This is a genomic window from Micromonospora violae (assembly GCF_004217135.1).
Lineage (GTDB): Bacteria > Actinomycetota > Actinomycetes > Mycobacteriales > Micromonosporaceae > Micromonospora > Micromonospora violae.
In genome coordinates this window covers 5,682,572-5,695,457 of the sequence record NZ_SHKK01000001.1, presented here as the reverse complement: position 1 = coordinate 5,695,457, position 12,886 = coordinate 5,682,572, and the positions used below count along the sequence as shown (strand labels likewise).

Below are 12,886 nucleotides of genomic sequence, written 5' to 3'. Positions count from 1 at the left end.
CCGGGGCGTGCGGGGACCGGGGGTCCGGGGTGGGGTTAGGGGATCGGCCAGGTGTGGACGGGTTGGTTGGTGCACTGGAGTTCGGCGTAGCGCTGGACCATGTGGTGCAGCGCCGCCGTCCGGCCCATGCCGTGGTGCCGTTCCGCCGCCCAGACCGCCTCGGTCTGCCAGACGGCACCGTTGCGGCCGGTACGGCAGCGCTGCTCGATGATGCCGAGCAGCCGATCCCGCTGCGCCGGGGCGACACCGAACCCGTCCAGACCGGCGGCGGCGATGGGCAGCAGTCGGTCCAGGACCAGCTTCGTCACCGGCACGTCGCCGAGCCCGGGCCAGTGCAGCACGGCGTCGAGACCACGTCGGGCGGCGGCGTGGAAGTTCTCCTCGGCCGAGCTGAAGGTGAGTTGGCTCCAGATCGGACGGTCCGCCTCGGCCAGACCGCGTACCAGACCGAAGTAGAAGGCCGCGTTGGCCAGCATGTCCGCCACGGTCGGGCCGGCCGGCAACACCCGGTTCTCCACCCGCAGATGCGGGCGGCCGTTCATGATGTCGTAGACGGGACGGTTCCACCGGTAGACCGTGCCGTTGTGCAGCCGCAACTCCCCGAGCTGTGGCACACCACCGGCGTGCAGGACCTCCACCGGGTCCTCGTCCTCGCAGATCGGCAGCAACGGCGGGAAGTACCGGACGTTCTCCTCGAACAGGTCGAATATCGACGTGATCCACCGTTCGCCGAACCACACCCGCGGTCGTACGCCCTGGGCCTTGAGTTCGTCCGGACGCGTGTCGGTGGCCTGCTGGAACAGGGCGATCCGCGTCTCGGCCCAGAGTTGGCGGCCGTACAGGAAGGGGCTGTTCGCTCCGACCGCCACCTGCGCGCCGGCGATGGCCTGGGAGGCGTTCCAGTAGTCGGCGAAGCTGTCCGGGGCGACCTGGAGGTGGAACTGGAGGCTCGTGCAGGCGGCCTCGGGGGCGATCGAGTCGGTGTGCGTCCGCAACTGTTCGACGCCGCGGATGTCCAGTTCGATGTCCTCGCCCCGGGCGCCGACGATCTGGTCGTTGAGGACCCGGTAGCGCTCGTTGGTGGAGAGGTTGTCCTCGACCAGGTGACCCTCGGTGAGGGTGGGCAGGATGCCGACCAGGACGATCTTCGCGTCGGATCTGGCGGCCCGCTCGTCGGCCCTGGAGAGGCTGCCGCGCAGGTCGTGCTCGTAGTCGGCGAAGCCGGCGCCCTCGATCAGTCGAGGCTCGGCGTTGAGTTCCAGGTTGAACTGCCCCAACTCGGTCTGGAAGAGGGGGTCAGCGATGTCGGCGAGGATCTCCTCGTTGCGCATCGCCGGCTCGGCGGCGGAGTCGACCAGGTTGAGTTCGATCTCGAGGCCGGTCATCGGCCGGTCGGCGTCGAAGCCGAAGTCGTCCAGCATCAGGGCGAAGACGTCCAGGCATCGCCGCACCTTCTGTCGATACCGGACCCGATCATCCCGGGTGAAGGCGCCCTCTGAGACGTCCCTGCCCATGTGTCCTCCCGACGGCCGGCGCGGTCGGGATCATGCCGTCCCGGAAGCGCTTTGTGAAGCATCCACGGTAAGAGCGCCCACCTGACCGGGGCCAGAGGCCGACGGCGGTGATCCGACGTCGACCGGCGCGGACGCGCTCGTGGCGCCCTCTGTACCCCGTCGCCGGCCAGCTGGACCCGAAGGCGGTGCGAACAAAGTCGTGACGATCACCACCACCGGCGGAGACGACGCGGGGCCCGCGCCGATGAACGGCGCGGGCCCCGCGTTCCGGATCACCGGGAGGATTCCCCCTGGCCCTCCGGCGATCCCAGGGAATCAGGCCTGACGGACGGCCTCGCCCTCGATCTCAATCTTGATCTTGCGGCTGACCAGCACGCCCCCGGTCTCCAGGGCGACGTTCCAGGTCAGGCCGAACTCCTCGCGGTCGATCTCGGTGCTCGCGGAGAAACCGAAGATGTCCTGGCCGAACGGGCTGCGGCCGACGCCCTCGAACTCCACTGCCAGCTCGACCGGGCGGGTGACGTCCTTGATGGTCAGCTCACCGGTGAGCACGAACTCGTTGCCGCTACGGGACTTGACCCCGGTGCTGCGGAACTCGAGCGTCGGGAACTTCTCGGCGTCCAGGAACTCGGCGCTGCGCAGGTGCGCGTCCCGGTCGGCCTGGGTGGTGTCGACGCTGGCGGCCTGAATGGTGGCGACGACCGACGACTGCAGCGGGTCCTCGGCGATGGTGATGGTGGCGGTCGCCTCGTTGAACTCACCGCGAACCTTGCTCACCATCATGTGCCGGGCAACGAAGCCGACCCGCTTGTGCGCCACGTCCAGCGCGTAGGTGCCGGCCGCCGGGATGGTGAGGCCGTCCCAGTCGCGGGTAACCGCATCGATGCTGCTGGTCATGCTGCTGTCCTCCAGAAGATTGTTGAGTAGCCCAACGACTGCTTGAGCAACTATAACTTCAACAATATTCCGCGTGTCAAGCACTGGTATGATGAACAGGTGACCAACGTCTTCGACGATCCCCGGATCACCGCCGTCGGCCTGCTCTTCGAGGCACACGCCGGGCTGTCCGCCCGGTTCAACGCCCAACTCGAGGAGCATGGCCTCTCCGCGGTCGAGTTCGAGGTCATCACCCGACTGGCCCGCTCGCCGGGCAACCAACTACGCATGACCGACCTCGCCGCCCAGACCTCCCTGTCGACCAGCGGAGTGACCCGGGTGGTGGACCGGATGGAGCGCGACGGGTTACTCACCCGCCGGGCCTGCCCGAACGACCGCCGCAGCTCGTACGCGGTGGTCACCGCCGCTGGGATGCAACGCCTCAACGAAACGCTACCCGGGCACCTGCAGATGATCGAACAGTGGTTCACCGGGCAGCTCGACCCCGAGGCGCTTGCGGCCCTCCTGGACGGGTTGCGCCGGGTCCGCGACGCCGCGCACCCGTGCGCCACCGCAGGTAGCGACGACGTCGACCCGGAGCAGCCCGCCCCCACCGACAGCGGCGGCCGACGGCACTGAGTGGCCCCCGCTGCCGGCGGCGACAGCGGCAGAAAGACCGGCAGAACTGACCCAGCCAAGCTGGAGGATTCGGGTCAAGCCGACTTTCTGCCACCGCGCCGGTGGCAGGCTTCCTGCACCGGGGATCACCGGGGGGTGACGGCGCGGGCGATCAGCGAGGGGTAGCACCAAAGGGGGCTCTTCGCCCGCGCCACTCTCCCGAGGCACCGCGCGGGCACTCGATGTGTCGCGGCTATCGCGCCGGTCCACCCCGGACGGCGATCAGCGCGTAGAGCAGGCCCGACTCCTGCGGCAACAGCCGGATGCCGCTCTCCGCACAGACCCGGTCCAGTCGATCGAGCACGGCCGGGTCCGCCGTACTCGCCGCCAGCCCCACCAACGCCTCCACCACGTCGCGGCGCTCCTGCCCCGGATGGTCGGCGGCGGCGGCGAACCACTCGGCGGCCAACTCCCGGTCACCCCGGTGCAGCGCCAGATTCCCCTCGATCAGCGCACAGAGCCCGACCTCCGGCCCGCCCCAGGCCAGCGCCGCGTCGCCCGAGCGTGGTCGCGGCACGGTCGGACGCGCCGGCATCGCCTCCACGCCTCCGGCGCGTAACTCCCTCAGCACCTCGGTCGCCTCGGCGACCCGCCCGTCCTGGGCGAGCGCCAGCCCGACGGTCCCGAGCACCCGACGACGACGCCCGGGATCACCCAGCTCGGACAGGGCCGCGATCACCCTTCGGCCACGATCGATGGCGTCCGCGTACCAGCCCTCCAGGCGGGCCACCTCGGCACGATTGGCCCAGCCCAGCACCCGCAGTCGCTGCTCCCCGCTCTCGGCGGCGAGTCGGTCCACCGCAGCGAGCCGGCGGCGGGCCGCAGCCAGGTCACCCCCGCGGATCTCGTGCCAGGCGAGGCTGTTCTGGGCCACCGCCAGATCGCGGGTCCGACCGTTGCGGGCGGCCAACCGCAGCAGCGCCTCGGCCTGCTCGCGAGCCTCGTCCTGCCGCCCGACGGCGAGCAGCAGCGTGCCGAGGACGTTCCGCGCCTCCAGCTCCCCGGTGACGTCGCCGGCCTGCCGGAAGGTGTCCAACGCCGCGTGGGCCGTCGACAGCTCCTCGGCGCCCGCGCCGTGCTCGGCCGCGAGCCGGGCGACGCCGAGCGCGGCCCAGGCCCGCAGGACCGGATCGGCGTCGGCGGTCCGCGGGTCCGCGAGCAGCCGCCGCAGCCACTGCCGCCCGGCGACATCGCGTCCGCGGAACCGCCACCAACGGGTCAGGCAGGCCGCCAGCCGCAGCGCGGTCAACGGGTCGTCGGTGGCCGCGTGGGCCAAGGACGAGCTGATGTCACTGCTCATCTCGTCCAGCCGGTGCACCGCGTCGGGTAGCCGTGGGCCGACCAGGTCGCTGGCGGTCCGTGCCACCAGGCGCGCGATGACCTCCGCATGTCGACGCCGGATGCAGGTCAGCTCACCCTCACCGGCCGCCTGCTCGACGGCGTAGTCGCGGACCGCGTCGAGCAGCCGGAACCGGAACGGTCTGCTGCCGCGTACGCTCAGCAGCCCCAGTTCGACGAAGCGGTCCAACAGCGGCACCGGGTCGATCGCCACCGTGCCGTCCCGGTCGGCCTCGTCGGCGAGCATCTCCTCGGCCAACTCCACCGACCAGCGGTTGCCGAAGACCGCCAACTGCCGCAGCGCGGCCCGCTCGTCCGGTGCCAACAGGCGATAGCTGAACGCCACCGCCTCGCGCAGGGTGACCGCGACCGAGGCCACCGCACGGGTGTCCGGTCCGCTGGTGCGGGGGGTGAGCGGATCCGGTGCGTCCCAGCCCGGATGGGCGGTCGGCTCGGCGGGGGTGGCCAGGTCGAGCACCCGGTCGCCGTACCGGTGCAGCAGTTCGGTCAGGTCGAGGAGTCGCCCCCGGGCGGCCATCAGCTCGATGGCCAACGGTAGCCCTCCCAACCGGCGCACCAGCGCGGCGAGCGCCGGCAGCTCAGCCGGGGTGGGCGGCTCCCGGCGGACCTGAGCGAGCCGGGCGGTGAACAGCGCGACCGCCGGCCATGATTCGAGCTCGGAGTGCTCGGCCTCCGGCGGTGGCACGTCGAGCGGCGCGACCGGCCAGACCCGCTCGCCGGGCAGCCCGACCGGGTGCCTCCCGGTGACCAGCACCCGCAGCGAGGGCAGTGCGCCGATCAACCGGTGCAGGGTCGCGGCCACCGGGCCCGGGGAGCGTTCCACCGCGTCCATCACCAGCAGCGCCGGCCGCCCGGCGAGCAGGGCCACGAGTTCGGGCAGACGCGCCACGCCGAGCACGGACATCGAGGCGGCGAGCACGTCCGGGCCGTCCGCGCCCTCGCCGACCAGCACCCCGGCGACACCGGCCGGGTGGGCGGCGGCCACCAGGTGCGCCACCGACGTCGCCAGGGCGGTCTTGCCGACGCCGGCCAACCCGACGAGGCTCACCAACCGGGGCCCTCGCTCCGCGGTCAACATCCCGGCCAACTCGGTGAGGTCGCGCTCCCGGCCGATCAACGCGACCGGCGGCGGAAGCGCGACCGGCGGGTCGGCGGGTGCGGCCGTCGACCCGGTGTTGCCGCTGACCACGAACGTCGTCGAGGCGGCGTCCGGCGGGGCCGGTTCGGCACCGGTGCCACGGGCCGCGGCCAGGAACGCCGTTCGGCTCGTGCCGGTCAGCCCCAACGCCCCGGCGAGCAACTCGACAGTGGTGCGCTGCGGCCGGATCGACCGACCGCGCTCCAGGTCACGCACCGTCCGCACACCCACCCCGGCCCGGGACGCCAACTCGGCCTGGGTCAGGCCGGCGGCGCGCCGATGCCCGCGGAGCAGCTCCGGCAGAGTGGTACGTCCAGCCGGGCTCCGCGACCGGTCATGATCCGGAGTCATGGGCACGAAGAGTACGGATCGACTCCGACCATCGGCAGTCGAACGTCGGGCTACTGACGCCCGCTCGCCGATATCCGACAGCCGTACGGACAGCCCATCCGCAACGACTGGCCGATCAGGTGGATGGGGCCACTCAGAGACCCAGATCCCGGGCGATGATCATGCGCTGCACCTCGCTGGTGCCCTCGCCGATCTCCAGGATCTTGGAGTCCCGCCAGAACCGGGCCACCGGGTACTCATTCATGAAGCCGTACCCGCCGTGGATCTGGGTGGCCTCCCGGGCGTTGTCCACCGCGATCGTGCTGGCGTGCAGTTTCGCGATGGCGGCCTGCCGCTTGAACGGCTCGCCGGCCAGCATCCGGGCGGCGGCGTCGTAGTAGGCCAACCGAGCGGTGTGCGCCTTCAGCTCCATGTCGGCGATCTTGAACTGGATGGCCTGGTTCGCGCCGATCGGCTGACCGAAGGCGTGCCGCTCCTTCGCGTACTTGATCGACTCGTCGACGCAGCCCTGGGCGAGGCCGACGGCGAGCGCGGCGATGGCGATCCGGCCCTCGTCGAGGATGCGCAGGAACTGCGCGAAGCCTCGACCCCGCGCGCCGAGCAGGTTGGCCGCCGGCACCCGGCAGTCGTCGAAGGTCAGCTCGTGGGTGTCCGAGGCGGTCCACCCCACCTTGGAGTAGCCGGGCGCGACGGCGAACCCGGGCGTGCCGGTCGGCACGATGATCGTCGACAACTCCTTGGAGCCGTCCGGGTTCGTGCCGGTCACCGCGGTGACCGTGACCATCGCCGTGATGTCGGTCCCCGAGTTGGTGATGAACGCCTTCGAACCGTTGATCACCCACTCGTCGCCGTCCAGCACCGCGCGCGTCTGCGTGCCGGCGGCGTCCGACCCGGTGCCCGGCTCGGTCAGGCCGAAGCCGGCCAGCGCCTCGCCGCTGAGCAGTCGCGGCAGCCAGGTCGCCTTCTGCTCCTCGGTGCCGAAGCGGTAGATCGGCATCGCGCCCAGCGAGACCGCCGCCTCCAGCGTGATGGCCACACTGGAGTCGACCCGGGCCAACTCCTCCAACGCCAGGCAGAGCGCGAAGTAGTCGCCGCCCATACCGCCGTGCTCCTCGTCGAAGGGCAGGCCGAAGAGGCCCATCTTGCCCATCTGCCGGATCACCTCGTACGGGAAGGTGTGCTGCTCGTAGTGCTCGGCGATGACCGGGGCGACCACCTCGCGGGCGAATTCCCGCACGCTCTCGCGCAGCGCCGTTTGTTCGTCGGTGAGCCGGAAGTCCATCTCATCCTCCTGTAAGGACGGTCCGCCGCGCGGCGCTCGTGACGCCGGAGGCGGGTCGCTGTGCGCGCCTGAGTCGGTGCTCAGACCGGGGTGACGCCGTGCCGGCGGCGGGAGAAGTGCCGATCCTTGGTACGCGCCGCCGCGAACCGGCGGACCAGCTCGCCGCGCAGGTCAGGTGGCTCGACGATGGCGTCCACCACCAGTTCGCTGGCGAGCCGGACGACGTCGATGTCCTGCTCGTACTCGGCTCGCTTGGCGGCGACGAAGGCGGCTCGCTCGTCCTCGTCCGCAATGGCGGCGATCTTGTTGGCGTAGACCGCGTTCACGGCCGCCTCCGCGCCCATCACGGCGATCTTCGCGGTCGGTAGTGCGATCGTGGCGTCCGGCTCGAACCCGGGGCCGGCCATCGCGTAGAGACCGGCGCCGTACGCCTTGCGGACCACCACGCAGATCTTCGGCACGGTCGCCTCCGAGATCGCGGTGATCATCTTGGCGCCGTGCCGGATGATGCCCTGCTTCTCCACCGCGCTGCCGACCATGAAGCCGGGTACGTCGCTGAGGAACAGCAGCGGCACGTTGAAGGCGTCGCAGAGCTGCACGAAGCGGGTGGCCTTGTCGGCCGAGTCGACGAAGAGCACGCCGCCCTTGAACATCGAGTTGTTGCCGACCACGCCGACGACCTGGCCGTCGAGACGGCCGAACCCGATGGTCAACTCCTTGGCCCAGAGCGCCTGGATCTCGAAGAACGAACCCTCGTCGAGCAGGCCCTTGACGTACCGCCGCATGTCGAACGCCTGCCGCTCGCTGGCCGGCACCAGCGCGGCCAGGTCGGCCTTCGCGGGCGCGGGAACCGCCGGCACGGTCGGCGGCGCCTGGGTCCAGTTCGCCGGCAGGTACGACAGGTAGGTCTTCACGACGTCGAGCGCGTCGGCCTCGGTCTTGCAGAGGAAGTGGCCCACGCCGGATTCGGTGGTGTGCACCTTGGCCCCACCCATCGCCTCCAGGGTGGTCTTCTCACCGGTGACCATCTCGACCATCCGGTCGGAGCCGAGATACATGCTCGCGTTGCCGTCGACCAGCGCCACCACGTCGCAGAACGCCGGGATGTACGCCCCACCGGCGGCGCTCGGGCCGAACAGCGCGCAGACCTGCGGGATCGAGCCCGAGGCGCGAACCTGGTTCCAGAAAATCTTGCCGGCACCCCGCCGGCCGGGGAAGAGGTCGACCTGGTCGGTGATCCGGGCGCCGGCCGAGTCGACCAGGTAGACCATCGGCACACCGGCGCCGTACGCCCGCTCGATGATCCTGATGATCTTCTCGACGGTGCGGGCACCCCAGCTGCCGGCCTTGACGGTGGAGTCGTTGGCCATCAGGCAGACCTGCCGGCCGTCGATGGTGGCGGTGCCGGTCACCACGCCGTCGGCGGGCAGCCCTTCGGCGAGCGCGTTGGCGTAGAGGCCGTCCTCGACGAACGAGCCCTCGTCGACCAGGAGCGCTACCCGCTCACGGGCGAAGAGCTTGCCCTTGGCCGCGTTGGCCGCGTGGTACTTGTCCGCGCCGCCGGACCGGGCCCGCTTGCGCAGCTGCTCCAGTGCCTCACCGTCGAGCGTCACGCCGACTCCTCCGCCCTGCTGACCTGAACGATCGTTAGGCTAGCGCATCGGCGGCGCTGTCGGCGACCTACGAGCGAACCAGACAGTCGCGCCGCCAAACAAGACATTGAATAACTTGAATGGATGTCGCTAGGCTCCTGGCACCCCTCCTCCCGGATTGGAGTCAGCGATGACCTCACGACTCAATCGGCTCGCGGTCGCGTTCCTCGCGACGGCACTCGCCACCGTCGGCGTCACGGTCGCCAACCCCGCGCCCGCGTCCGCCGCAATGACCATCTGCTACAACACCAGCCAGGCGGGCAGCTACGCCAGCGTCGCCAACCAGGCCGCCACGATCTGGAACAACGCCACCGTCAACCTGACGCTCTCGGCGAACTGCGGCTCGAACCTGCGGATCTACCGGATCACCGGCGGCGGCTCGTACGCCGTCCGGACCAGCCTCGGCAACGGCCGGGTCTACATCGACACCCAGCAGGCCGCCCAGTACAGCGTGCTGCGGATCATGACGCACGAGATCGGGCACATCCTCGGCCTCCCGGACAACTACAACGGGAACTGCTCGCTGCTGATGTCCGGCGGCAGCGCCGGCACCAGCTGCACCAACCCGTACCCGAGCAGCGCCGAGGCGAACCGGGTCAGCAACCTCTTCGCCGGCACGTTCAGCGCCACCGACCGCAGCGCGGACATCTTCCGCGACAGCTGGCCGAGCGTGCTCACCCCGGTGGGCTGATCGACCTGGCAGATGGAAGGGGCCGGCGCACGCGCCGGCCCCTTCGTCGTCCCCGAACGCTCAGCTCGGCAGCGGCGTCAGCCGGGTACGCGGGCCTGCCCGCAACACACCCGACGGCAGCTTCTTGCCGAGCAATTCCTCGGCCAACTCCGCCACCTCGATGAGGGCCGCAAGGTCGATGCCCGTGTCGATGCCCATGTCGTGCAACATGTGCACGGCCTCCTCGGTGGCCAGGTTACCGCTCGCCCCCGGCGCGTACGGGCAGCCACCCAGCCCACCGACGCTGGCGTCGAACTCCGTCACCCCCAGCTCCAGCGCGGTCAACAGGTTGGCCAACGCCGTACCCCGGGTGTTGTGGAAGTGCAGCAGGACCGGCACGTGCGCGTTGCGGTCGCGTACCGCGGTCAGCAGTTCGCGGACCCGGCGCGGCGTGCCCATGCCGGTGGTGTCGCCGAACGCCACCCGATCCGCGCCGTCGCGGACGACCCGGTCCACGATCCCGGCCACCCGCTGCGGGTCGATGTCCCCCTCGTACGGGCAGCCGAAGCTCGTCGCCACGATCACCTCGACCCGCGCCGAAGCGCCGTGCAGCAGGTCGATCAGCTCGGCGATGTCGTCCAACGACTCGTCGGTGGACCGGTTGACGTTGCGCCGGTTGTGCGTGTCGCTGGCCGAGACCACCACCTCGATCTCGGTGAACCCGGCCGCGAGGGCCCGCTGGGCGCCCCGGGTGTTCGGCACCAGCGCGGAGTACCGCACCCCGTCGGCGTGCGCCGCGCGTCGCCACACCTCGTCGGCGTCGGCCATCTGCGGGATCGCCCTGGGGTGTACGAACGACACCGCCTCGATTCGCCGTACGCCGGTGCCGGAGAGGGCGTCGAGCAGCCGCACCTTGGCGTCGGTCGGGATCGGGTCCTCGTTCTGCAACCCGTCCCGTGGCCCGACCTCGCGAATCGAGACGAAATCTGGCAGTTGGCTCATCAGTCACCTCACTGTGACGTCGGATCGGGACAGGGTGTCGGCCCCTTTGCTCTGCTGCCGAATATGCACCAGTCACTGTCCGTCATCCAGACGACCGCTGGCGCATATAGGGCAGCAGAGCAAAGGGCGGGTGAACCAGTCTGCCTTGCCAGACCGCGGGGCCGCCGGGGCGGCGGGCCGCCGGATCACCAGGCCGCGGGGCCGCCGGGCCACCAGGCCGCGGGGCCGCCAGGCCGACGGGGCGGCGGGACGCCGGAGCGGCGGTCTGGCCGGTCAGCGCATCCGGGAGACGATGCCCGTGTCGTAGGCGCCGGAGCGGAACTCCTCGTTCTCCAACAGCTCGGCGAAGAAGGGGACGTTGTTCTTCGGGCCGGCGATCTGGAAGGCGGCGACCGCATCCCGAGCGCGTTCGAGCACCTCGTCGCGGGTCGCGCCGCTGACGATCAGCTTGGCGAGCAGGCTGTCGTAGAACGGGGTGACCGTGTTGCCCTCGGTGTAGCCGGAGTCCACCCGGACACCCTCGCCCGTCGGCTCCACCCACGTCTTGATCACCCCGGGGCCGGGCAGGAACCGCTTCGGGTCCTCCGCGTTGATCCGCATCTCGATGGCGTGGCCACGCGGGGTCAGCGCGTCCGGGTCGAACGTCGGAGCCAGCCCGGAGGCCACCCGTAGCTGCTCCTCCACCAGGTCGACGCCGTACACGTACTCGGTCACCGGATGCTCCACCTGCAACCGCGTGTTCATCTCCAGGAAGAAGAAGTCCTCGGAGCCGGGGACGTCACCCTTGGCGTCCTGCTGACGCGGGACCAAAAGGCACTCCACCGTGCCGGCGTTGCGATAGCCGACCGCCTCACCGGCGCGGACCGCCGCGGCCAGGAGACGGGAGCGCAGCTCCGGCGAGACCGCCGGCGACGGCGACTCCTCGACCAGTTTCTGGTTGCGCCGCTGCACCGAGCACTCCCGCTCACCGAGCGCCACCACCCGGCCATCGGCCAGGCCGAGGATCTGCACCTCGACGTGCCGCACCCGAGGAAAGTACCGCTCGATCAACACCGAACCGTCGCCGAACATCCGCTCGGCGAACGCGCGTACCTTGTCGTACTCGATGCGCAGCGCGGCCTCGTCGATGGCCACACCCATGCCCATGCCGCCACCGCCGGCGGCGGCCTTGACCATCACCGGGTAGCCGACCTCGGCGGCGGCCGTCACCGCCGCGTCCAGGTCGGCGGCCGGCTCGGTGGTGCCGGGCGCGACCGGAACACCGGCCACCGCCATCAGGTTCCGGGCATTGATCTTGTCGCCCATCGCGGTGATCGCGTCCGCGTCCGGTCCGACCCAGATCAGGCCGCTCGCCTCGACGGTACGGGCGAACTCGGCGTTCTCCGACAGGAAGCCGTAGCCGGGGTGGATGGCCTGCGCACCCGTCGACTTCGCGGCGGCGAGGATCGCCTCGGTGTTGCGGTAACTCAGTGCCGGGTTCGGTGGGCCGATGAGGACCGCCTCGTCCGCCTCCACGACGAACGGCAGATCCGCGTCGGCCTCCGAGTGCACCGCGATCGCGCGGATGCCGAGCCGCTTGGCGGTCCGGATGATCCGGCGTGCGATCTCGCCCCGATTGGCGACCAGCAGTGACTCGATCATGTTTCCTCCCGGCGTCCGGATGGTGGGACGATGTCAGGGAATCATGACCGGCACGCTCTTGACGAGTCCGCTCAGGCGAGCAGCGCGGCCAGGGTCGCGCCGCGCAGCAGTTCGGCGCGGCGTCGCCGGTCCACCTCACCGCCGAGGAACGGTGTCGAGTTCATCAGGCCGAACGCGGCGTGCGCGAGCACCCGCGCCTCACCGTCGGGCATGCCCGGGTGCAGCGCGGTGAGCACCGTCACCCACTCCTCGACGTAGAGCCGTTGCAGGCGACGAATCCGCCGCCGCGGCTCCTCGGGCAGGCGGTCCAGCTCGTGCAGGTGCAACGCGATCACCGCCGGGTTGGCCAGCGCGAACTCGACGTGGAAGTCGATCAGCGACTCCAGCACGCCGCGCGGGTCGTCCGAGCGGCCGGCGGCGCGTTCCCGCCCACCGGCCAGCAGCCCCTCACTGACCGGAATCAGCGCGGCGGCCAGCATGGCCTCCTTGCCGGCGAAGTGGTGGTAGAGAGCCGGACCGGTCACCCCGGCGGCCGCGCCGATGTCGTCCATCGACACGCCGTGGTAGCCGCGCGCCGCGAACAGACCTACCGCGATCTCCAGGATCTCGTCCTTGCGGGACCTGCGCCGGCCCGCACCCGCCGCACCCCGTGCCTGCTGCTCCACCGTCACCAGTCAAGCCTAGACCGCGTGCAGCCCGCGATGGTTACCGGTCAGTTCCGTC

10 protein-coding genes are annotated in these 12,886 nt (G+C 70.8%); 2 read left to right on the top strand and 8 right to left on the bottom strand.

Annotated elements, in window-relative coordinates; all coding sequences use genetic code 11:
- Positions 1-35: 35 nt before the first annotated feature.
- A complete protein-coding gene (locus EV382_RS25575) occupies positions 36-1,514 on the bottom strand; it encodes a glutamate-cysteine ligase family protein (protein WP_130405921.1) in 1,479 nt (492 codons plus the stop codon).
- 315 nt (positions 1,515-1,829) lie between these two features.
- Positions 1,830-2,411 (bottom strand): YceI family protein, encoded by a 582-nt coding sequence (locus EV382_RS25570; RefSeq protein WP_130405919.1) that lies wholly within the window; start codon positions 2,409-2,411, stop codon positions 1,830-1,832.
- 99 nt (positions 2,412-2,510) lie between these two features.
- Between EV382_RS25570 and EV382_RS25565 the strand changes: the two genes are divergently transcribed.
- A complete protein-coding gene (locus EV382_RS25565; protein WP_130405917.1) occupies positions 2,511-3,029 on the top strand; it encodes a MarR family winged helix-turn-helix transcriptional regulator in 519 nt (172 codons plus the stop codon).
- A 232-nt stretch (positions 3,030-3,261) separates the two neighbouring features.
- On the opposite strand, the gene EV382_RS25560 is transcribed toward EV382_RS25565, so the two are convergent.
- The 3 genes from EV382_RS25560 to EV382_RS25550 form a co-directional block, all read right to left on the bottom strand.
- Complete coding sequence (locus EV382_RS25560) at positions 3,262-5,916, bottom strand: ATP-binding protein (RefSeq protein WP_130405915.1); 2,655 nt, start codon at positions 5,914-5,916, stop codon at positions 3,262-3,264.
- A 133-nt stretch (positions 5,917-6,049) separates the two neighbouring features.
- On the bottom strand, positions 6,050-7,198 hold the full coding sequence (locus EV382_RS25555) for an acyl-CoA dehydrogenase family protein (protein ID WP_130405913.1): 1,149 nt from the start codon (positions 7,196-7,198) through the stop codon (positions 6,050-6,052).
- A gap of 80 nt (positions 7,199-7,278) precedes the next feature.
- A complete protein-coding gene (locus EV382_RS25550) occupies positions 7,279-8,811 on the bottom strand; it encodes an acyl-CoA carboxylase subunit beta (protein WP_130405911.1) in 1,533 nt (510 codons plus the stop codon).
- Positions 8,812-8,980: 169 nt separating this feature from the next.
- Between EV382_RS25550 and EV382_RS25545 the strand changes: the two genes are divergently transcribed.
- A complete protein-coding gene (locus tag EV382_RS25545; protein WP_130405909.1) occupies positions 8,981-9,541 on the top strand; it encodes a snapalysin family zinc-dependent metalloprotease in 561 nt (186 codons plus the stop codon).
- Positions 9,542-9,601: 60 nt separating this feature from the next.
- Here the strand turns inward: EV382_RS25545 and EV382_RS25540 are convergent, their stop codons facing one another.
- From EV382_RS25540 to EV382_RS25530, 3 genes are all read right to left on the bottom strand, one after another.
- Entirely contained in the window at positions 9,602-10,522 is a 921-nt protein-coding gene (locus EV382_RS25540; protein ID WP_130405907.1) for a hydroxymethylglutaryl-CoA lyase, read from the bottom strand.
- A gap of 273 nt (positions 10,523-10,795) precedes the next feature.
- The gene (locus EV382_RS25535) at positions 10,796-12,163 is read right to left on the bottom strand and encodes an acetyl-CoA carboxylase biotin carboxylase subunit (RefSeq protein WP_130405905.1); all 1,368 of its coding nucleotides are present in this window, start codon (positions 12,161-12,163) and stop codon (positions 10,796-10,798) included.
- Between the two features lie 71 nt (positions 12,164-12,234).
- The gene (locus EV382_RS25530; protein ID WP_030331931.1) at positions 12,235-12,834 is read right to left on the bottom strand and encodes a TetR/AcrR family transcriptional regulator; all 600 of its coding nucleotides are present in this window, start codon (positions 12,832-12,834) and stop codon (positions 12,235-12,237) included.
- Between the last annotated feature and the right edge of the window lie 52 nt (positions 12,835-12,886).